This window comes from Streptomyces sp. NPDC012835, from assembly GCF_042900885.1.
GTDB lineage: Bacteria > Actinomycetota > Actinomycetes > Streptomycetales > Streptomycetaceae > Streptomyces.
In genome coordinates this window covers 129,865-150,283 of sequence record NZ_JBIBBW010000006.1, presented here as the reverse complement: position 1 = coordinate 150,283, position 20,419 = coordinate 129,865, and the positions used below count along the sequence as shown (strand labels likewise).

The window sequence follows — 20,419 nt, the reverse complement described above, 5'->3', positions numbered from 1 at the left end:
CGGCCATGGCCCCACCCATGTCCGCGACCGATTTCCTCAACGCCCTGCGGGACGAGGGGCTCACCGTCGTCCAGGTCGGTGACTGGCGCACGCACAACCGCGACGGGAAGGGGCCCTGGGGCCCGGTCCACGGCGTGATGATCCACCACACCGTCACCAAGGGCACGGCCGCCACCGTGCGGTTGTGCAGAGACGGTCACGCGGACCTGCCGGGGCCGCTGTGCCACGGCGTCATCGCCAAGGACGGCACGGTGCACCTGGTGGGCTACGGCCGGGCCAACCACGCCGGCCTCGGCGACGGCGACGTGCTGCGGGCGGTGATCGCGGAGAAGCGCCTGCCCTCGGTCGACGAGGCCGACACGGACGGGAACAGCGCGTTCTACGGCTTCGAGTGCGAGAACCTCGGCGACGGCGAGGACCCGTGGCCAGACGCCCAACTGGCCGCGATCGAGAAGGCCGCCGCCGCCGTCTGCCGCCACCACGGGTGGGGCGAGGGCTCGGTGATCGGACACCTGGAGTGGCAGCCGGGCAAGGTCGACCCCAAGGGCTTCACCATGGACGACATGCGCGAGCGCGTCCGTGACCGGCTGAAGTGAGCCCGGCCGGGTGACCTCGGGGCCGCCCGGACCGCCGAGCGCCCGGACCGCCGAGCGGCCCGGCCGCCGGGCGGCCAGCGGACCACCACCGGACCGCTCGCTGTCCGAGCCGGGCCGCTCGCTGTCCGAGCCAGGCCGCCCGCTGTCCGAGCCAGGCCGCTCGCTGCCCGAGCCGGGCCGCCCGGGCCGACAATGGGCCCATGACCTTGCCCGGAGCGCCCGACCTCACCGCCCTGCGACCGCGGCTCCCGTCGCCGCTGCGGGCGGCCGAGGACGAGCGCTTCGCCCGGCACGGCGTACGGCTGCTGCTCAAGCGCGACGATCTGATCCACCCGGAGGTGCCCGGCAACAAGTGGCGCAAACTGGCGCCCAATCTGCGGGCGGCGGCGGACGCGGGCCGGCGCACACTGCTGACGTTCGGCGGGGCGTACTCCAACCATCTGCGCGCGACGGCCGCCGCCGGGCGGCTGCTGGGCTTCGCCACCGTCGGTGTCGTACGCGGGGACGAACTGGCCGGCCGCCCGCTGAACCCCTCGCTCGCCCGGTGCGCGGCGGACGGGATGCGGCTGGTCTTCGTCGACCGCACCGCCTACCGGCACGCGGCGGAGCCCGCCCGGGTCGCCGCGCTGGTCACCGGCGCGGGGCTCGACCCGGATTCCGTTTACGTCCTTCCCGAGGGCGGCAGCAACGCGCTCGCCGTACACGGCTGCGTGGACCTCGGCCGGGAGCTGCGCGGCGCCGCCGGGACGGTGGCCGTCGCCTGCGGGACCGGCGGAACCCTGGCGGGCCTTGCCGCCGGGCTGGAGGCCGGGCAGCGGGCCATCGGCTTCCCGGTGCTGCGCGGTGGCTTCCTGGACGCCGCGACCCGGGATCTCCAGCGCGCGGCGCACACCGCTCCCGTCGCCGGGTGGCGGCTGGAGGACCGGTTCCACTTCGGTGGCTTCGCGCGCGTCCCGGCCGAACTGGAAGCCTTCGCCGCGGACTTCGAGGCGCGGCACGGGCTGGCGGTGGAACGTCTCTACGTCGCCAAAATGCTGTACGGCCTGACAACGCTGGTGGCGGAGGGGGCCTTCCCGCCGGGGACGGCCGTCGCCGCCGTGATCACCGGCGTCCCGGAGCCCACCGCGTAGCCCGGCGGGGCAGGTCCGGCCCCCGTGGCCTCAGTCGGCCTCGCTCTCCCGGTACGCCGCCGCCTCCTCCAGGTCCAGCCGGCGCAGCAGTGTCCGCAGCATCTCGTCGTCGATCCGCCGCCGGTCCCGCAGCTCCACGAAGACCGTGCGCTCGGCCTCGATCATCTCCCGCGACAGCCGCCGGTAGGTCTCGTCGGCGGACTCCCCCGTGACCTCGTTGACGGCTCCCAGCCGCTCCCAGACCGAGTTGCGGCGGCGCTCCAGCACCGTGCGCAGCCGGTCGGCCAGGGGCTGCGGCAGCGCGTTGCGCTCGTCGGCGAGCAGTTCGTCGAGCCGCCGCTCGGCCGCCGTGGACGCCTCGCTCTGCGCCTGGGCCTCGGCCAGGGTCTCGGCCTGCCGGTCGCGGCCCCGCACCTTCAGCAGCCGGATCAGCGGGGGCAGGGTGAGCCCCTGGACGACCAGGGTGCCGATGACCGTCGCGAAGGTCAGGAACAGGACGAGGTTGCGGCCGGGGAACGGTTTTCCGTCACTCAGCGTCAGCGGGATGGAGAACGCGATGGCCATGGACACCACCCCGCGCATCCCGGCCCAGCCGACGATCAGCGGGGCGGTCCAGTTGGTGTCGGGCTCGCGCTCCCTGATCCGGGCGGACAGCGTGCGGGGCAGGAAGGTGGCCGGGTAGACCCAGACGAAGCGGACCACGACCACCGCCACGAAGATCCCGAGCGCGTACAGCAGCGCCTCCCCGACCCCGTACTCCCCGAGCCCTCGCAGGACGACGGGCAGTTGCAGCCCGATCAGCGCGAAGACCGCCGACTCCAGGACGAAGGCGACCATCTTCCACACCGCCGCCTCCTGGAGCCGGGTCGCGAAGTCGACCTGCCAGGAGCGGTGGCCCAGGTAGAGGGCGACCACCACGACGGCCAGCACCCCGGAGGCGCCGACCTGTTCGGCCGCCGCGTAGGCGACGAACGGGATGAGCAGCGACAGGGTGTTCTGGAGCAGCGCCTCGGTCAGATGCGTGCGCAGCCAGTGCAGCGGCACCATCAGCACCAGTCCGACCCCGACGCCGCCGACCGAGGCCAGCGCGAACTCCGCGACCCCCGCGCCCCAGCTCGCCCCGGTGCCGACGGCAGCCGCCAGCGCCACCTTGAACGCGGTGATGGCGGTCGCGTCGTTGAGCAGCGACTCGCCCTGGAGGATGGTGGTGATCCGGCTCGGCAGCCCGAGCCGGCGGGCGATAGCCGTGGCCGCCACCGCGTCCGGCGGCGCGACGACCGCGCCGAGGACCAGCGCGGTGGTCAGCGGCAGACCGGGCACCATCAGCTGGACCAGCCAGCCGACGGCCAGGGTGGCGAACAGGACGTAACCGACCGAGAGCAGCGCCACCGGTCTCAGATTCGCCCGCAGGTCCAGGTACGAGCTGTCGACCGCCGCCGTGTAGAGCAGGGGCGGCAGGAGCAGCGGCAGCACGACGTGCGGATCGAGGGTGTACTCGGGTACGCCGGGGATGTACGCGGCGATGAGCCCGGCGGCCACCAGCAGCAGCGGCGCCGCCACCGGTGTCCTGCGGGCCACGCCCGCGATCGCGGCGCTGCCCGCCACCAGCGCGATCAGCGGCAACACGTCCATGCGCACTCCATCCCACCCGCCTCGCACGCCCACCCGGCCTCAGCCGGGCGCGCGTCGTAACCTGGCAATCATGAGCGAGTGTGCGCATGTCGCGGAACTGCCGCGCCCCGAGCCGGCCCCCAGGAGCGACACCTGCCTCGCCTGCCTGGCGTCCGGCAGCCATCCGGTGCAGCTGCGGCTGTGTCTCGCGTGCGGGGAGGTCGGGTGCTGCGACTCGTCCCCGTACCGGCACGCCACCGAGCACTTCGAGCGGACGGGACACCCGGTGATGCGGAGCTTCGAGCCGGGGGAGAGCTGGCGGTGGTGCTTCGTGGACGGTTCGATCGTGTGACGGTTGGGTACGTCAACCCTCCGCCGGTTCTTCATAATTGAGGGCCGCACACCTCTAGCGACTTTCCGTGGTCATATGTTTACCATGAGTGACGGATGCCGGAGGGGGGTACCGGCGACACGATGTCGTGGATCGCGATAGCGTCGCCACTCCAGACCGGCTACGTAACGACACGTACCGCGAGGCTCCTGGACTTTCCCCGTCCCGGAGCCCTGAAGAGCTTGTGCCACCTTGGAGGTGAGGGTGTCCCAGATCGCAGGCGAGCCCGGGACCCAGGACTTCGTGGAAGTCCGGCTGCCCGCTGCGGGTGCCTACCTGTCTGTGCTGCGTACGGCCACGGCCGGCCTCGCGGCGCGTTTGGACTTCACCCTCGACGAGATCGAGGACCTCCGCATCGCGGTGGACGAAGCCTGCGCGATCCTGCTTCAGCAGGCCGTGCCCGGCTCCGTCCTCAGTTGCGTGTTCCGTCTCGTCGAGGACTCACTCGAAGTGATCGTCTCGGCCCCCACCACGGACGGACGCGCGCCGGAGCGCGACACCTTCGCCTGGACGGTGCTCTCCGCGCTGGCCGGCAAGGTCGACTCGACGGTCGCCGAGGACCGTACGGTCACCATCAGCCTGTACAAACAGCGCGGCGCGGGACCCGGGCCGGCGTGACGAACGGGGACGGTCCGGTGCGTGACGAGGGGCGCATCCCACAGGAACCGCGGGGAGGGCACGAGGCTCCGGCGGAGCCGGTGCGCTCCCCCGCGGGCATCCCTGAGCAGCAGGCCCGTCCCCACCCGGAGGACGGGCGCCCGGATGACGGAAGTGACGGCCAGACGGCCGCGGCGGAGCAGGCGCAGGCAGAGCGGGCGGCCTTTATGAGCGAGCAGCACCACGATCCACATGACCGCAGCGGGGCGCGGGCGATGTTCATCGCGCTGGGCCAACTGCCCGACGGCTCGCCGGAGAAGGCGGATCTGCGCAATCAGCTGGTGCGGATGCACCTTCCGCTGGTGGAGCATCTCGCCCGGCGCTTCCGCAACCGCGGGGAGCCGCTGGACGATCTGACCCAGGTCGCGACCATCGGCCTGATCAAATCGGTGGACCGTTTCGACCCGGAGCGCGGTGTCGAGTTCTCGACGTACGCGACCCCGACGGTCGTCGGGGAGATCAAGCGGCACTTCCGGGACAAGGGCTGGGCGGTACGGGTGCCGCGCCGCCTCCAGGAGCTGCGGCTCTCCCTGACGACGGCGACCGCCGAGCTGTCGCAGCAGCACGGCCGCTCCCCCACGGTCCACGAGTTGGCGGAACGGTTGGGCATCTCGGAGGAAGAGGTGCTGGAGGGCCTGGAGTCGGCCAACGCGTACTCCACGCTCTCGCTCGACGTCCCGGACACGGACGACGAGTCGCCCGCGGTGGCGGACACGCTGGGCTCGGAGGACGAGGCGCTGGAGGGCGTCGAGTACCGCGAATCCCTGAAGCCGCTGCTGGAGGATCTGCCGCCCCGCGAGAAGCGCATCCTGCTGCTCCGGTTCTTCGGCAACATGACCCAGTCGCAGATCGCGCAGGAGGTCGGCATCTCCCAGATGCACGTCTCCCGGCTGCTGGCGCGCACGCTGGCGCAGTTGCGCGAGCGGCTGCTGGTGGAGGAGTAGACGCGACGGCACGGCGCCCGCCGGGGCGCTGTCAGGACCGGGTACGGATAGCCGTACGGACCGGGCGGAGATACGGGTACGGGTGCCGGTTACGGCGCGGTCACGCGCACCCGGTACCGGCGGGGCGGCCGTGCGGGCCGCCGTCCGCCCTCGCTTCGCTACGCGTCCCGCGCCGGGCCGCCGATGCCCAGGGCCTCGGTGGTCGCCGGGTTGAGGATCAGGACCAGCCCCGTCACGGCGACGGCGGCGAGCGCGATACCCGCCGGGATCAGCCCGCCCGGCGAGGTCAGCAGGGTGTAGGCCACCGGCAGCGCCATGATCTGCGTGATCATCGCGGGCCCCCGGCTCCAGCTCCGGCGCAGCAGCAGCCCCCGGGCGGCGAGCAGCGGGATCACCCCGAGCGCGATCAGGGTGACGCCGCCCATCTCCGCCTGCTCCGGGCTGTCGGGCCGCCCGAGCAACCCCATCACCAGCAGGTACACCCCGCCGGCGATCAGCGCCAGCGCTTCGAGCCCGCAGACGGCCGCGGCGGCGGTCAGCCGTCCGGGTCGAGGGGCGCCCCCGGCCGGGGGCGGCGCGGGTTCGGTCGTGGGGCCGGTCACGGGGTCGGTGCCCTTGTCGCTGCTGCTCACCCTTGCAGGGTAACGGCCCGGTGCGCGGTCGAGAGTGGATCATGCCCGTGGCCGCCGAGGTCGCCGCCGGGACGGCGGGCGCCCGCCGTCCCGAGGGCGACCTCGCGGCGGCAGGCCGGTAATCTGCTCGGCATGCGCGCACTCCTCGTGGTCAACCCGGCAGCCACCACCACCAGTGCCCGCACCCGTGACGTACTCATTCACGCGCTGGCCAGCGAGATGAAGCTGGAGGCGGTGACCACGGAGTACCGGGGTCACGCCCGCGACCTGGGCAGGCGCGCCGCCGACTCCGACGACATCGAGCTGGTCGTCGCGCTCGGCGGGGACGGCACGGTCAACGAGGTCGTCAACGGCCTGCTGCACAACGGCCCCGATCCGGACCGGCTGCCGCGCCTCGCGGTGGTCCCCGGCGGCTCGACGAATGTCTTCGCCCGCGCGCTCGGACTGCCCAATGACGCGGTGGAGGCGACCGGCGCGATTCTGGACGCGCTCGCTCTGCGGAGCGAACGTACGGTCGGTCTGGGACTGGCGGCCGGAACGCCGGGCACGGACGACGAATCGGTGCCGTCGCGCTGGTTCACGTTCTGCGCGGGATTCGGATTCGACGCGGGAGTGATCGGCCGGGTCGAACAGCAGCGGGAACGCGGGAAACGTTCCACGCACGCTCTCTATGTGCGCCAAGTGGTAAGGCAGTTCCTGGAGGAGCCCCACCGCCGGCATGGCGTGATCACCCTGGAACGCCCCGGTGAGGATCCGGTGGAGGATCTCGTCGTCTCCATAATCTGCAATACCGCTCCCTGGACCTATCTGGGGAATCGCCCGGTGTACGCGTCCCCCACGGCGTCCTTCGACTCGGCGCTCGATGTGCTCGGGCTGACCCGGATGTCGACGCCCACGGCCGCCAGATATGCCACCCAATTGCTGACTTCGACCCCCGACCGGGGCCCCCAGGGGCGGCATGCGGTGTCGCTGCACGACCTCACCGACTTCACCTTGCATTCCAAGGCGCCCCTCCCCTTTCAGATGGACGGCGACCATCTGGGAGTGCGTACGAGCGTGACGTTCACAGGCGTACGCCGTGCACTGCGTGTGATTGTGTGAGTGGAAGCGGCGAAAGTCCTTTCACTCGAACGTTTAGGCTGGCATCCACCCCATGGAAGTACGGCTGTGACCTAGTCGACACCGAGGAATCCAAAAAAACTTTCCAGAAGGGGTTGTATCCGCAGCCGAGGTTTGCGAATCTCTACATGGCGATCGGGACGGCCCGCAACACCGGCCTCCCTGAGAGCCAGAACCCCTCCTCGAACACAAGGACCACACCGGTTTCACTGGCGGTCGGCCCTTCCCTTGTCGAGGGATTCGTGAAAGCGTTCACATTCACAAGCAACATGTACGTCATACACAAGAGAGGTAGCAGCCATGGACTGGCGTCACAACGCCGTTTGCCGCGAGGAAGACCCCGAGCTGTTCTTCCCCATCGGCAACACCGGTCCTGCGCTGCTGCAGATCGAGGAAGCCAAGGCCGTCTGCCGTCGCTGCCCCGTCATGGAGCAGTGTCTGCAGTGGGCGCTCGAGTCCGGTCAGGACTCGGGTGTTTGGGGTGGCCTCAGTGAGGACGAGCGCCGCGCCATGAAGCGCCGTGCCGCTCGCAACCGGGCGCGTAACGCGACCGCCTGAAGCCCCCTGCCACGAGCCTTGGACGGCGGAGCGTACAGCGTGTACGCATAGCCCCGCCCCCGAAACGCAGCGCGCAGTACCCCCCGATGCGCATCGCAGTGTGAGCTTCGAACCGAGCCCCGGACCGTCATCACGGTCCGGGGCTCGCTGCTGTCCTCGTACGGGTGACACCGCGCCCTGCGCGCGAGCGGGCCGGCGGACACGGCCGAAGCGGGGCGGCGGATATCGCCGATCGCCTTGCGGACCAGGCTATTTGTGCGGCTTCACCGGGATGTCCAGCATCACCCGGGTGCCGTGTCCCGGCGCCGGGACCATGTCGAAGGTGCCGCCCAGCTCGCCCTCCACCAGGGTCCTGACGATCTGGAGCCCCAGGTTGCCGCCGCGCTGCGGGTCGAATCCCTCGGGCAGCCCGCGCCCGTCGTCCTGGACGGTGATCATCAGCCGGGGGTCGGTGCGGGTCCGGCCGGCCCCCGCGTCGCCGCCGCGCACCGCCGACACGTCGACCGTGCCCCGCTCCCCCGGAGCGAAGGCGTGCTCCAGCGCGTTCTGGAGGATCTCGGTGAGCACCATCGAGAGCGGCGTGGCCACCTCGGCGTCGAGAATGCCGAACCGCCCCGTGCGGCGGCAGACGACCTGGCCCGGTGCGATCTCGGAGACCATCGCCAGCACCCGGTCGGCGATCTCGTCGAACTCCACCCGCTCATCCAGATTCTGAGACAACGTCTCATGGACGATGGCGATGGAACCGACGCGCCGGACGGCCTCGTTGAGCGCCTCCCTGCCGCGCTCCGAATCCATCCGCCTGGCCTGGAGGCGCAGCAGGGCCGCGACGGTCTGGAGGTTGTTCTTCACCCGGTGGTGGATCTCCCGGATGGTGGCGTCCTTCGTTATCAACTCACGCTCGCGGCGCCGGAGTTCCGTCACGTCCCGGAGCAGCACCAGGGAGCCGATCCGGGTCCCCTTGGGCTTGAGCGGAATGGTGCGCAGCTGGATGACGCCGTCGCCGCCCTCGACCTCGGCCTCGCGGGGCGCGTAGCCGCTGGCGAGTTTGACCAGGGCTTCGTCCACCGGGCCGCGGGCGGGGGCCAGTTCGTCGGTGGTCCTGCCGAGATGGTGTCCCACCAGGTCGGACGCGAGTCCCAGTCGGTGATACGCGGAGAGGGCGTTGGGGCTCGCGTACTGGACGATGCCGTCGGCGTCCAGCCGGATCAGCCCGTCGCCGGCGCGCGGGGAGGCGTCCATGTCGACCTGCTGGCCGGGGAACGGGAAGGAGCCCGCCGCGATCATCTGGGCCAGGTCCGAGGCGGACTGGAGATAGGTCAGCTCCAGCCGGCTCGGGGTGCGCACCGTGAGGAGGTTGGTGTTGCGCGCGATGACGCCGAGGACCCGCCCGTCGCGGCGTACGGGGATGGACTCGACCCGTACGGGCACCTCCTCGCGCCACTCGGGGTCGCCCTCGCGCACGATCCGGCCCTCGTCGAGCGCCGCGTCGAGCAGGGGCCGCCGGCCGCGCGGCACGAGGTGGCCGACCATGTCGTCCTGGTAGGAGGTGGGGCCGGTGTTGGGCCGCATCTGGGCGACGGACACATAGCGGGTGCCGTCGCGGGTGGGGACCCAGAGCACGAGGTCGGCGAAGGAGAGGTCGGAGAGCAGCTGCCACTCCGAGACCAGCAGATGCAGCCACTCCAGGTCGGATTCACCGAGGGCTGTGTGCTGGCGTACGAGGTCGTTCATGGAGGGCACACCCGCGAGCGTACCCGTGGCCGGCGGTTTCGCGGGGACCGAGGTCTGGCCCGCGCGGGCCCGGGGAATTAGGCTCGTGGTACGCATGGACAGCGGAGAATGGTCTAGTCCACAATGACATCAAAGCCTCCGCCCTCCCCGCACAGGAGGGTGGACCGGGGTTCCGGGCGCTCTCTGCCCTGACTGCGACGGGACCCCTTCCACGGCCGCGCGGGACCGCACACCCGCGGGCCGGAACATTCGGGGCTGCGGTGCCCGACGGGCTGAGGGTCCTGTCGCGGCGCCGCGGCCCACGGGTGTACGCACCCTCAGGGCCGGCGCGGCCGGCCGTTCAGCGGGATTCCGGCGTCTTGGCCATGGCGCGCGGTACATCGGGATCGTGGCCCCGCGCCAGGGCGAGTTCGTAGGTCAGCAGGTGCATCGGCAGGATCTCCAGGATGGGCTGGAGCCGCTCCGGCACGCCTCCCGTGGGCAGGACGAAGCCCGCCGAGCCCCTGGCCGCCTCCGCCTCCGGGCCCACCACGAGGAGATCCGCGCCCCGGCCGCGCAGCCGGTCGAGCGCCGGGCGCAGCGCTTCACCGCCCTTGCCGTCGGGGACGATCGCGACCACGGCGGAGGTGTCGCCGATCATCGCGAGCGGGCCGTGCAGCAGATCCGCGCCCGAGAAGGAGAGGGCCGGCAGGTAGCAGGTCTCCATCAGCTTCAGCGCCGTCTCCTGGGCGGTCGGATAGCCGTAGCCGCGCGAGGTGACGACCAGCCGCTCGGCGAACCGGTAGCGGGCGGCGAGCGTACGCACCTCGTCGCGGCGTGCCACGATCCGCTCCGCCAGCTCGGGCAGCAGCGCCAGCGCCGGGCCCTCGTCGTGGTCGCCCCGCTCGCCGCCGCCGAGGGCCGCCACGAAGAGATACAGGGAGAGCAGCGAGGCGCTGTACGACTTGGTGGCAGGCAGCGCCCGTTCGGGGCCCGCCAGCACGTCGATGTGGAACTCCGAGACGGCGGCCAGCGAGGAGTCCGGGTTGTTGGTCACCGCGAGAGTGATCGCCCCCGCTTCCCTGGCCGCCCAGGTCGAGGCGACCAGATCGGGCGAACCGCCCCATTGGCTGACCGCGACGAACAGCACACCGGTGAGGTCGGGGCGGGCGCCGTACGCCGTCGTCGTGGACATGGAGGCCATGCCGCAGGGCAGCCCGCGCCGGATCTCCAGCAGGTATTTGGCGTAGAGCGCCGCGTGGTCGGAGGTGCCGCGGGCGCAGAGCAGCGCGAAGCGCGGGTTCCTGGCCGCGATCACCGCCGCGACCTCACGGATCCGGGGGGTGCCGTCCTGGAGGACGCGCCGGAACACGGCGGGCTGCTCCAGCACCTCGGCGGACATCAGCCGGCCCGGCCGCTCGACGGGCCCGTCCTGCGCATACCCGGCAGCCATCTCCGACGCCTCCCAGTCGCTGATTCCCCAGTCGACCACGGTCCGCCGGGACCCCGCCACCGGGCCGGGGGCCTGCCGGGTGACCTCCGGCCGGGCGGCGGAAGGCCGCTCGCGGGGCCCGCCCCTCTGCTAGAATTGGTCTATACCACAAGGATGGTACGCGTGAGTCATCCTCAGACCCAGATCGGCAGGTCCCCGCGTGGAAGTTGTCATCGTCAAGGACGCCGCGGCCGGCGGCGCGCTCATCGCGGACAGCATCGCCGCACTGCTGCGCCGCAAGCCCGACGCCCTGCTCGGGGTGGCGACCGGATCGACCCCCCTGCCCGTCTACCAGGCGCTGACCGCGCTGGTCAGGGCCGGTTCCGTGGAGGTGTCGCGGGCCCGGATCGCGCAGCTGGACGAGTACGTGGGGCTGCCCGCCGGCCACCCGGAGTCCTACCGCTCGGTGGTGCTGCGCGAGGTGGTCGAGCCGCTGGGCCTGGACGAGGCGTCCTTCCTCGGACCCGACGGCGGCGCCCCGGACGTCCAGGCGGCGTGCGAGGCGTACGACCGCGCGCTGGCCGAGGCCGGCGGGGTGGACCTCCAGCTGCTCGGCATAGGCACGGACGGCCACATAGGCTTCAACGAGCCCTGCTCCTCGCTCGCCTCCCGGACCCGGATCAAGACGCTGACCCGGCAGACCCGCGAGGACAACGCCCGCTTCTTCGACAGCCCCGAGGAGGTCCCGCACCACGTCATCACCCAGGGCATAGGGACCATCCTGGAGGCCCGCCACCTGGTGCTGCTGGCCACCGGCGAGGGCAAGGCGGAGGCCGTGGCGCAGGCCGTCGAGGGTCCCGTCGCCGCGCTGGTGCCCGCCTCCGCGCTCCAACTGCACGCGCACGCCACGGTGGTGGCGGACGAGGCGGCCGCCTCGCGGCTGAAGCTCGCCGACTACTTCCGCGCGACGTTCGCCGCGAAGCCCGACTGGCAGGGCATCTGAGCCGCGGCTCCCCCGCGTACGACACTGCCGGGCCGCCCCTCGCGGGGTGGCCCGGCAGTGTCGTACGGTCCGTCAGACGCGGCCGGCGATGATCTCCGCCGCCGCCCGGCCGCACACCCGCGCCGCGCCGTGGGTGGCGATGTGCGGCGCTCCCACGGGCTCCGCCTCGTTGACGCCCATCTCCACGACGACCGTGTCGGGCCGCGCCGCCACCAGGGCTTCCAGCGCCCGGGCCATCCAGGGGTGGCGGTGGGCGTCGCGCACGACGGCGACGACCGTACGGTCCGCCGCGTCGGCGAGCACCGCGGCGGCCGTTCCGTCCGTCCGCGTCCCCGCGTCCGCCGGGGCGCTGTAGGTGCCGGAGCGGGTGCCGGGCAGCAGCCGCTCCAGCTCCGGAGCGACGCCCCACGGGGTCTCGTCGCCGACGGCGATGTTCGCGACGGAGGTGAAGGCGGCGACGTACGGCGCCCGGGTGAGCGGCCCGCCCGTCCCGGTCACCCGTACGGCGCGGCGGGCCGCGAGCAGGCCGATCGGGGTGCCGGGCGCGGTCCCCTCCTGTGTGTCCGCGCCCGGCCCCGAAGCCCCCCTGGCCCGGCGCGTCCAGTCGGCGAGTCCGCGCATCCGCGCGGCGGCGTCGGCCAGCCGCTCCTCGGACAGCTCGCCCGCCCGCACCGCCGCCACCAGGGCGTCGCGCAGCTGGAGCATGATGTCCTCGTCCGCCAGACCGCCGCCGATGCAGATGGCGTCGGCGCCCGCCGCGATCGCGAGGACGGTGCCGCGCTCGACTCCGTACGCCGAGGCGATGGCCGCCATCTCGATGCCGTCGGTGATGATCGGCCCCTGGAAGCCCAGCTCCTCGCGCAGCAGACCGGTCAGGATCCGCCGGCTGAGCGTCGCCGGGCGGTCGGGGTCGAGCGCGGGCAGCAGGATGTGCGCGCTCATCACCGACTGGGAGCCCGCCTCGATCGCCGCGCGGAAGGGCAGCAGGTCACGGGCGTGCAGGGTGTCCAGGTCCACGTCGATCCGGGGGACCGCGAGATGCGAGTCCACGGCGGTGTCGCCGTGCCCGGGGAAGTGCTTCGTGCAGGCGGCGACCCCGACGCTCTGGAGCCCCTCGACATACGCGGCGGTGTGCCGGGCCACCAGTTCGGGCCGCACGCCGAAGGACCGTACGCCGATGACCGGGTTGTCGCGGTTGGAGTTCACGTCGGCGGACGGCGCCCAGTTGAGGTTGACCCCGCACGCGGCGAGCCGGCGGCCCAGCTCCCGGGCCACGTTCCGGGTGAGTTCCGGGTCGTCGACGACGCCCAGGGCGTAGTTCCCCGGGAAGGAGGAGCCCTGGCGTACCTCCAGACGGGTGACGTCGCCGCCCTCCTCGTCGATCGCGACGAGGACGTCGTCCCGCTCCCGGCGCAGCCGCTCGGTGAGCGCGGCGAGCTGCTCGGGCGAGTCGACGTTGCGGCCGAACAGCCCGACGGAGGACAGGCCCTCGCCGAGCCGCCGCAGCAGCCAGTCGGGGGCGGTGGTGCCGTGGAATCCGGGCTGGAGGACGGCGAGTGCGTCGGAGGTGAGCGTGTCCGTACCGGATACGAGTGTCGTCATCGCTGTCCTAACCCTTCACTGCACCGGAGGTGAGACCGGTTGCCATGTACTTCTGCACCAGGAGGAAGAAGGCGACCACCGGAATGGCGATCAGAGTGGAGGCGGCCATCAGGGCTCCGTAGTCGACGCCGCGCGAGGTGGTGAAGTTCATCAGCCACACGTTGAGCGTGTATTTGTCGTTGTCCTGGAGAAGCACATACGCGAGCAGGTACTCGTTCCACGCCGTGATCAGCGAGAAGATCGCCGCGGCGGCCAGGCCCGGGGCGAGCAGCGGGAAGGTGACCCGCCAGAAGGCGCCCATCCGGCCGCAGCCGTCCACCATCGCGGACTCCTCCAGCTCCTGCGGGATGTTGATGACGAAGCCGCGGATCATCCAGGTCGCGAAGGGCAGCGTCGACACCAGGTAGATGACGATGACGCCCCAGTACTCGTTCAGCCCGCCCAGGTCGTTGAGCTGGATGTAGATGGGGATGAGCATCGCGGTCGGCGGGAGCAGCTGCACGACCAGCAGCACGATCATGAAGAACTTGCGGCCGCGGAAGCGGAACCGGCCGATGGCGAAGGCGGCGATGGTGGCCAGCAGCATGCCGCCGATGACGGCGACACCGCAGATGATCAGGCTGGACTGGATGGCCGTGCCGAAGTTCGGCTGGTTCATGGCCCGCTGGAAGTTCTCGAACGTGAACGAGGAGGGCCACAGGGTCTGGTCGTAGCTGCGGATCTCGACGTTGGGCCGCAGCGAGCTGATGAGCAGCCAGTAGACCGGGAAGGCCATGACGACGAACACGCCGAGGCCCAGGAGGTTGTAGACGAGCCGGTTCTTCTTGCGGTCCGGGCGGAGGGTCCCCGGGGTGGAGGCGCTCATTCGACCTCTCCGATCTTGAGCAGCTGGCGCAGGTAGTACACGGCGACGCCGGAGAGCAGCAGGACGGTGATGAGGGAGATGGCCGCGCCCTGGCTGAACGAGTTGGACTCGAACGCCTTCTCGAACGAGTAGATGCCGAGGAGGGAGTACTCGGGCTCGGGCTTGTTGCCCCGGATCAGGAAGACCTGGCCGAAGACGTTGAAGTCCCAGAGCACGGACAGGGTGCCCACCATCTGGAAGACCGGCTTGATGACCGGCCAGGTCACGTACCGGAAGATCCCGGTGACGCCGGCGCCGTCGAGGGCGGCCGCCTCCTCCAGCTCCCGGGGGACCTGGGTGAGCGCCGCGTAGAGGGTGACGGCCACGAAGGGGATGGCGCCCCAGACGACGACGGCCCCGATGATGACGAAGCCCTGCTTCGGGTCGAGGAACCAGTTGTGGCCCTGGGCGTCCACGCCGAGGTACTTGGTCAGCACCATGTTGAGGACGCCGTAGTCGGAGTCGGCGAACCACCGGAAGATGGAGGTCGCCACCAGCAGCGGCATCGACCACGCGGCGACGAGGGCGGCGGTGAGCAGCAGCCGTACCCAGGTGTCCATGCGCTGCATCAGCATGGCGATACCGAGGCCGGCGGCCATGGTGACCGTCACACAGGCGACCATGAAGACGACGGTCCGCAGCACGACGGCCCAGAACTCGCCGTCGCCGAGGATGTTGGTGAACTGTTCGAAGCCCACCCAGGGAGCGGCCTGCCCGCTCCACAGCTCCCGTCTGCCGACGTCCTGGAAGGACATGATGACGGTCTTCACGAGCGGCCAGACGAAGACGGCGGCGATCGCGACGAACGCGGGGGCTATCAGCAGGTAGGGCAGCAGCGCGCCGGCCTTGCGCCGCGCGCGCGGCGGCGACTGCGACGGCCGGGGGGAGCCGGGGCCGCCGGTCCCTTCGGGGACCCGCGCGACGGCTACCGGCGGGTCGGCTGCTTTCATCTCGGCGGCACTCACGTGTGCTGGCCTTCCGTTCGGACCTGGTACCGGAGGACGGGAGGCGGCGGAGCCCTGGCCCGGTACGGACCTCGGGCCCCGCCCCCTCCCGCGGACGATCAACGGCGTCGGACCCTCACGCGCGCGGCGCGGGCGCGAGGGGCTGCGACGGGTGCCGTCGGATCAGGACTCCTCGTTGATCATCTTGTTGATCTCCGCGTCGGCCGCCTTCGTGGCGTCGGCCACCGACTTGCCCTTGATGATGTCGAGCAGCATCACCTCAAGGGTTTCCTTCTTCTCGATGGCGGTCCAGCCCGGGGCGATCGGGGTGAACCACGCGTCGGGAACGGCGTTGGCGATGGGCGCCGTCTCCGGGTTGGACTTCAGCGGCTCCAGCTGCTTGGTGTTGTTCGGCAGGATGTTCTTGGAGGCGAGCACCTCCTGCGACTTGCCGCTGGTGAAGGCCGCGATCCACTCCTCGCCCAGGTCCTGGATCTTCGACTTGGAGATCGTGGCGAGGTCCGAGCCGCCGATGAAGGACGGCAGGGCCTTGCCGTCGGGGCCGGGCATACCGGCGGTGCCGATCTTGTCCTTCAGCTTCGGGTTGCCGTTCTGGGCCGGGTCGACGACGCTGCCGGACTCCCAGCCGTTGCCGTAGAGAAGCGCGGTCTTCTCGTTGGCCATGACGTTGGCGTGGTCCGCCTCGTCCTTGGTCTTGTCGCCGTGGTTGTACTTCTTCACCAGGTCGACGAAGTGCTGGATGCCCTTCTGGGCCTCCGGGGTGGAGAGAGCGGACTTCCACTCCTTGGCACCCTCGTCGTACTCGGCTATGCGCCCGCCGTAGGCGGCCACGTACGACATGGCGGCGTACCAGTAACGGCCCGGCAGGTAGAGGGGCGAGAACGCCTTGTCCTTGCCGTACTTCGCCTGGACCTTGTCGAGCGCCTTGGTCAGGTCGGCCTCGGTGGCGGGCAGTTCGTCGGAGCCCGTACCGGCCTTGAACATGTCCTTGTTGTAGATCGCCACGCGCGCGCCGGCGTAGTAGGGCACGCAGTACTGCTTGCCCTCGAAGGAGCAGGTGTCCTTCAGACCCCCGATCCAGGTGTCCGAGTTCTCGTACTTCTTCGGGTCGATCTCACCGAGAGCGCCGTTGAGGATGTACGTCATGGTCTCGGTGTTGCCCAGCTCGACGACGTCGGGGAACTTGTCACCGGAGAGCGCGGCGTCGAGCTTCTTGGCCTTGTCGGCCCACTGCTGGTAATTGACGTTGACCTTGACGTTCGGGTACTTCTCCTTGAACTGCGCGTTGACATCCTTGACCAGTTCCGGCCAAGTGCTCTGGGCGTCGGACATCAGCCAGACGGTCAGCGTCTCCTTACGGTCCTTCGGATCCTTCGACGCCGAGCTGTCGTCCGATCCACATGCCGCTACGCTGACCAACATGCCCGCGACGCCGACCGCCGCGATGAGCTTGCGCTTCACGCCATCCTCCTCAAGGGATGCTGCAACCCCCCTGCCCGCCGCGAAGACCGCGAAGACTCAAGCCAAGTACTGACAAGTACCGCTGGGGCCGGGACCTGATCTTTAATGGTTTAGACCAGTACCGGGAGCTTGGCCTAGACCTTTAGGGGTGTCAAGGGTGTATAAGAAGGGCAGTCGCGTCCGTTATCGGACCGACACATGAAGGAGGGCGACACCCCGTGGCCGGACCGTGCCACCATGTGAGCCGCGACAGACGGAGGAGCCGGTGACGGCAGCAGCGCAGGAGTCGGGAAGGCAGGCCATGGCCACGGGCGGGGGCGGTAGCGAGACCGAGGGCGGCGCTCCCACCCGCACCGCGCGCGTACCCAAGTACTACCGGCTGAAGCGGCACTTGCTCGACATCACGGGCACCCTGCCGCCCGGCACGCCCGTACCCCCCGAACGCACCCTGGCCGCCGAGTTCGACACCTCGCGCACCACGGTGCGCCAGGCCCTCCAGGAGCTGGTGGTCGAAGGGCGGCTGGAGCGCATCCAGGGCAAGGGCACCTTCGTGGCGAAGCCCAAGGTGTCGCAGGCCCTCCAGCTCACCTCGTACACCGAGGACATGCGGGCGCAGGGCCTGGAGCCGACCTCGCAACTGCTGGAGATCGGCTACGTCACCGCCGACGACACGCTCGCCGGACTGCTCGACATCACCACCGGCGGACGCGTGCTGCGCATCGAGCGGCTGCGGCTGGCCAGCGGCGAGCCGATGGCCATCGAGACCACGCACCTGTCGGCGAAGAAGTTCCCCGCGCTGCGCCGCTCGCTCGTCAAGTACACCTCGCTCTACACGGCGTTGGCCGAGGTGTACGGCGTCCATCTGGCCGAGGCCGAGGAGACCATCGAGACCTCCCTGGCCAACCCCCGTGAGGCCGGACTGCTCGGTACGGACGTCGGCCTGCCCATGCTGATGCTCTCGCGCCACTCGCTGGACGGGGCGGGCGAGCCGGTGGAGTGGGTGCGGTCGGTCTACCGCGGCGACCGCTACAAGTTCGTGGCCCGGCTGAAGCGCCCGGCGCGCTGACCGGCGAAACGGTCACCAACTCCGCCCCGAATCCACACTTTCCGTACCGATGTACGGACGGGGGGTGACGGCGGCCGATCCTCTGGCTTAGTTTTCCTGCGTGTTCAGCAGGTGACCAGTGAGGGGACCACTCGCATGCCAGAGCCCGCACCGACCGACACCGCACCCGGATCCGCTCCGGGCGCGGGCCCGAAGCCCACCCCCAGATCCCTCCTTGTCTGGGTGCTGGTGGCCCTGGTGGGCGCGGCGGGCTGGGGGGTGCTCGCCCTCTCCCGCGGCGAGGAGGTGTCGGCCGCCTGGATGCTGGCCGCCGCCCTGGGGTCGTATGCGATCGCCTACCGCTTCTACTCGCGCTTCATCGCCAACCGGGTGCTCCGGGTCGACAGGACCCGGGCCACCCCGGCCGAACGGCTCGACAACGGCGTCGACTTCCACCCCACCGACCGGCGGGTGCTGTTCGGCCACCACTTCGCCGCCATCGCGGGCGCCGGGCCGCTGGTCGGTCCCGTACTCGCGGCACAGATGGGGTATCTGCCCGGCACCATCTGGATCGTGGCGGGCGTGATCTTCGCCGGCGCCGTCCAGGACATGGTGACGCTCTTCTTCTCCACCCGCCGCGACGGCCGGTCGCTCGGCCAGATCGCCCGGGACGAGATCGGCCCGTTCGGCGGGGCCGCCGCGCTGGTCGCGGTCTTCATGATCATGATCATTCTGCTGGCCGTGCTGGCGCTGGTCATCGTCAACGCGCTGGCCCACTCGCCGTGGGGCGTCTTCTCCATCGCCATGACCATCCCGATCGCCCTCTTCATGGGCGTGTACCTGCGGGTGCTGCGGCCCGGCCGGGTCTCCGAGGTCTCGGTCATCGGCGTGGCGCTGCTGCTGCTCGCCATCGTGTCGGGCGGCTGGGTCGCGGAGTCCTCCCTCGCCGACACCTTCACGCTGGAGGCGAGCACACTCGTCATCTGGATGATCGCGTACGGCTTCCTCGCCTCCGTGCTCCCGGTGTGGATGCTGCTGGCGCCGCGCGACTATCTGTCCACGTTCATGAAGGTCGGCACGATCGTGCTGCTCGCGCTCGGCGTGGTCATCGCGCTGCCGACGCTGAAGATGGACGCGGTGACCGAGTTCGCGAGCCGCGGGGACGGGCCGGTCTTCGCCGGGTCGATGTTCCCGTTCGTCTTCATCACCATCGCGTGCGGCGCGCTCTCCGGGTTCCACTCCCTGATCTCCTCGGGCACCACCCCGAAGATGGTCCAGAAGGAGACCCAGATCCGGATGATCGGCTACGGCGCGATGCTGACCGAGTCGTTCGTCGCGATCATGGCGATGATCACGGCCTGTGTCATCGACCCGGGCCTGTACTTCGCGGTCAACTCCCCGGCCGGGGTCATCGGCGGTACGGTCGAGTCGGCGTCGCAGGCGGTCGCCCAGCTCGGCTTCAGCATCTCGCCCGACCAACTCGCCCAGGCGGCCAAGGACGTCGAGGAGACCAGTCTGCTGTCGCGGACCGGCGGCGCCCCGACCTTCGCCCTCGGCATGTCGGAGATCTTCTCGTCCGTCGTCGGCGGTGCCACGATGAAGGCGTTCTGGTACCACTTCGCGATCATGTTCGAGGCGCTGTTCATTCTCACGACGGTGGACGCGGGCACCCGTGTCGGGCGCTTCATGCTCCAGGACATGCTCGGCAATGTGTACAAGCCGATGCGCCAGGTCAGCTGGAAGCCGGGCGTCTGGTTCGCCAGCGCGGTGGTGGTCGGCGGCTGGGGCTACTTCCTGTGGGTCGGCGTCCATGACCCGCTGGGCGGCATCAACCAGCTGTTCCCGCTGTTCGGCATCGCCAACCAGCTGCTGGCGGCGGTGGCCCTCGCCGTCTGCACCACGCTGCTGGTCAAGTCCGGCCGGCTGAAATGGGCCTGGGTGACCGGCGTACCGCTCGCCTGGGACGCCGCCGTCACGCTCACGGCGAGCTGGCAGAAGATCTTCTCCGGCGACCCCAAGGTGGGCTTCTTCACCCAGCGCGACGTGTACCGGTCGGCCATCGACCGGGGCGAGGTGCTGCCGCCCGCCAAGACCATGGACGACATGCACACGGTCGTGACCAACTCCACGGTGGACGGGGTCCTGTCGGCCCTCTTCGCGCTGCTGATCCTCGTGGTCATCGCGGACGCCGCACGGGTCTGCCTCACGGCGATCCGCGCGCCGGAGAGCGTGAAGCTGTCGGAGACGCCGTACGTCAGGTCCCGGATCGTCGCCCCGGCGGGGATGATCCCCACCCCGGAGGAGAAGGCCGAGCTGGCGGACGCCGAGGCGAAGGCGGGCGCGGGAGCGGGAAGCGGCGTCTCATGACGGCGACCGGGACCGTGGCCGCCAGGGCGCGGCACCTCGCCGGCCGCGTCCGCTGGTACGTCCGTGAGCTGACCGGCGAGTCGACGTACGACCGGTACGTCGCCCACGCCGCCGCCCACGACCCGGGAGGGCCCGTCATGAGCCGCCGGGCCTTCGAACGCAGCCGCACGGACGCCCGCGAGGCCGACCCGCGCGAGGGCTTCCGCTGCTGCTGAGCGGGCCGGACCCGCACCGCGTGGCTGCCGGGCGCCCAGGGGCCGCCGGGCCTCCCTCACGGGGGCACGGCGGC

Annotated in this window: 19 protein-coding genes; 11 read left to right on the top strand and 8 right to left on the bottom strand. The window is 70.9% G+C overall.

Going from position 1 to position 20,419, the window contains the following annotated elements; genetic code table 11:
* Positions 1-5: 5 nt before the first annotated feature.
* Both ACFY6S_RS24170 and ACFY6S_RS24165 read left to right on the top strand, forming a co-directional pair.
* The gene (locus tag ACFY6S_RS24170) at positions 6-596 is read left to right on the top strand and encodes an N-acetylmuramoyl-L-alanine amidase (RefSeq protein WP_388815153.1); all 591 of its coding nucleotides are present in this window, start codon (positions 6-8) and stop codon (positions 594-596) included.
* A gap of 200 nt (positions 597-796) precedes the next feature.
* Positions 797-1,726, top strand: coding sequence for a 1-aminocyclopropane-1-carboxylate deaminase/D-cysteine desulfhydrase (locus ACFY6S_RS24165; protein ID WP_388815155.1), 930 nt, complete (start codon positions 797-799; stop codon positions 1,724-1,726).
* 30 nt (positions 1,727-1,756) lie between these two features.
* Here the strand turns inward: ACFY6S_RS24165 and ACFY6S_RS24160 are convergent, their stop codons facing one another.
* Positions 1,757-3,358, bottom strand: a complete 1,602-nt coding sequence (locus ACFY6S_RS24160) for a Na+/H+ antiporter (RefSeq protein WP_388815157.1) — start codon at positions 3,356-3,358, stop codon at positions 1,757-1,759.
* A 70-nt stretch (positions 3,359-3,428) separates the two neighbouring features.
* On the opposite strand from ACFY6S_RS24160, the gene ACFY6S_RS24155 reads away from it, so the two are divergent.
* The 3 genes from ACFY6S_RS24155 to ACFY6S_RS24145 all read left to right on the top strand — a co-directional run bounded on the left by ACFY6S_RS24155 (position 3,429) and on the right by ACFY6S_RS24145 (position 5,329).
* Positions 3,429-3,689, top strand: coding sequence for a UBP-type zinc finger domain-containing protein (locus ACFY6S_RS24155; RefSeq protein ID WP_388815159.1), 261 nt, complete (start codon positions 3,429-3,431; stop codon positions 3,687-3,689).
* Positions 3,690-3,932: 243 nt separating this feature from the next.
* Positions 3,933-4,346, top strand: a complete 414-nt coding sequence (locus ACFY6S_RS24150; RefSeq protein ID WP_114622250.1) for an anti-sigma regulatory factor — start codon at positions 3,933-3,935, stop codon at positions 4,344-4,346.
* 35 nt (positions 4,347-4,381) lie between these two features.
* Entirely contained in the window at positions 4,382-5,329 is a 948-nt protein-coding gene (locus ACFY6S_RS24145; protein ID WP_388817864.1) for an RNA polymerase sigma factor SigF, read from the top strand.
* A 158-nt stretch (positions 5,330-5,487) separates the two neighbouring features.
* Here ACFY6S_RS24145 and ACFY6S_RS24140 read toward each other — a convergent pair whose 3' ends face one another.
* The gene (locus ACFY6S_RS24140; RefSeq protein ID WP_388817867.1) at positions 5,488-5,931 is read right to left on the bottom strand and encodes a hypothetical protein; all 444 of its coding nucleotides are present in this window, start codon (positions 5,929-5,931) and stop codon (positions 5,488-5,490) included.
* A 162-nt stretch (positions 5,932-6,093) separates the two neighbouring features.
* On the opposite strand from ACFY6S_RS24140, the gene ACFY6S_RS24135 reads away from it, so the two are divergent.
* Both ACFY6S_RS24135 and ACFY6S_RS24130 read left to right on the top strand, forming a co-directional pair.
* Positions 6,094-7,062 (top strand): diacylglycerol/lipid kinase family protein, encoded by a 969-nt coding sequence (locus tag ACFY6S_RS24135; RefSeq protein WP_388815161.1) that lies wholly within the window; start codon positions 6,094-6,096, stop codon positions 7,060-7,062.
* A 318-nt stretch (positions 7,063-7,380) separates the two neighbouring features.
* Positions 7,381-7,638: a WhiB family transcriptional regulator gene (locus ACFY6S_RS24130; protein WP_004937597.1), complete on the top strand. Its 258-nt coding sequence runs from the start codon at positions 7,381-7,383 to the stop codon at positions 7,636-7,638.
* A gap of 249 nt (positions 7,639-7,887) precedes the next feature.
* Here ACFY6S_RS24130 and ACFY6S_RS24125 read toward each other — a convergent pair whose 3' ends face one another.
* Both ACFY6S_RS24125 and ACFY6S_RS24120 read right to left on the bottom strand, forming a co-directional pair.
* Positions 7,888-9,372, bottom strand: a complete 1,485-nt coding sequence (locus ACFY6S_RS24125; protein WP_388817870.1) for a sensor histidine kinase — start codon at positions 9,370-9,372, stop codon at positions 7,888-7,890.
* Between the two features lie 340 nt (positions 9,373-9,712).
* Entirely contained in the window at positions 9,713-10,804 is a 1,092-nt protein-coding gene (locus ACFY6S_RS24120; protein ID WP_388815163.1) for an SIS domain-containing protein, read from the bottom strand.
* Positions 10,805-11,003: 199 nt separating this feature from the next.
* On the opposite strand from ACFY6S_RS24120, the gene nagB reads away from it, so the two are divergent.
* Positions 11,004-11,786: a glucosamine-6-phosphate deaminase gene (gene nagB / locus ACFY6S_RS24115; protein WP_388815165.1), complete on the top strand. Its 783-nt coding sequence runs from the start codon at positions 11,004-11,006 to the stop codon at positions 11,784-11,786.
* Positions 11,787-11,858: 72 nt separating this feature from the next.
* Here nagB and ACFY6S_RS24110 read toward each other — a convergent pair whose 3' ends face one another.
* The 4 genes from ACFY6S_RS24110 to ACFY6S_RS24095 form a co-directional block, all read right to left on the bottom strand.
* The gene (locus tag ACFY6S_RS24110; protein WP_388815167.1) at positions 11,859-13,388 is read right to left on the bottom strand and encodes a glycoside hydrolase family 3 protein; all 1,530 of its coding nucleotides are present in this window, start codon (positions 13,386-13,388) and stop codon (positions 11,859-11,861) included.
* A 7-nt stretch (positions 13,389-13,395) separates the two neighbouring features.
* Positions 13,396-14,253: a carbohydrate ABC transporter permease gene (locus ACFY6S_RS24105; RefSeq protein ID WP_388815169.1), complete on the bottom strand. Its 858-nt coding sequence runs from the start codon at positions 14,251-14,253 to the stop codon at positions 13,396-13,398.
* Positions 14,250-15,257, bottom strand: a complete 1,008-nt coding sequence (locus ACFY6S_RS24100; protein WP_388815171.1) for a carbohydrate ABC transporter permease — start codon at positions 15,255-15,257, stop codon at positions 14,250-14,252. Before ACFY6S_RS24100 ends, ACFY6S_RS24105 begins: the two co-directional genes overlap by 4 nt.
* 162 nt (positions 15,258-15,419) lie before the next feature.
* Positions 15,420-16,718: an extracellular solute-binding protein gene (locus ACFY6S_RS24095; RefSeq protein WP_388815173.1), complete on the bottom strand. Its 1,299-nt coding sequence runs from the start codon at positions 16,716-16,718 to the stop codon at positions 15,420-15,422.
* 301 nt (positions 16,719-17,019) lie between these two features.
* Between ACFY6S_RS24095 and ACFY6S_RS24090 the strand changes: the two genes are divergently transcribed.
* The 3 genes from ACFY6S_RS24090 to ACFY6S_RS24080 all read left to right on the top strand — a co-directional run bounded on the left by ACFY6S_RS24090 (position 17,020) and on the right by ACFY6S_RS24080 (position 20,345).
* Positions 17,020-17,784 carry a GntR family transcriptional regulator gene (locus tag ACFY6S_RS24090; protein WP_388817872.1) on the top strand — a complete coding sequence of 255 codons (765 nt, stop codon included), beginning with the start codon at positions 17,020-17,022 and terminating at the stop codon, positions 17,782-17,784.
* 135 nt (positions 17,785-17,919) lie between these two features.
* Positions 17,920-20,130 (top strand): carbon starvation CstA family protein, encoded by a 2,211-nt coding sequence (locus ACFY6S_RS24085; protein ID WP_388815175.1) that lies wholly within the window; start codon positions 17,920-17,922, stop codon positions 20,128-20,130.
* Positions 20,127-20,345 carry a YbdD/YjiX family protein gene (locus ACFY6S_RS24080; RefSeq protein ID WP_388815177.1) on the top strand — a complete coding sequence of 73 codons (219 nt, stop codon included), beginning with the start codon at positions 20,127-20,129 and terminating at the stop codon, positions 20,343-20,345. Before ACFY6S_RS24085 ends, ACFY6S_RS24080 begins: the two co-directional genes overlap by 4 nt.
* Positions 20,346-20,419 lie beyond the last annotated feature (74 nt).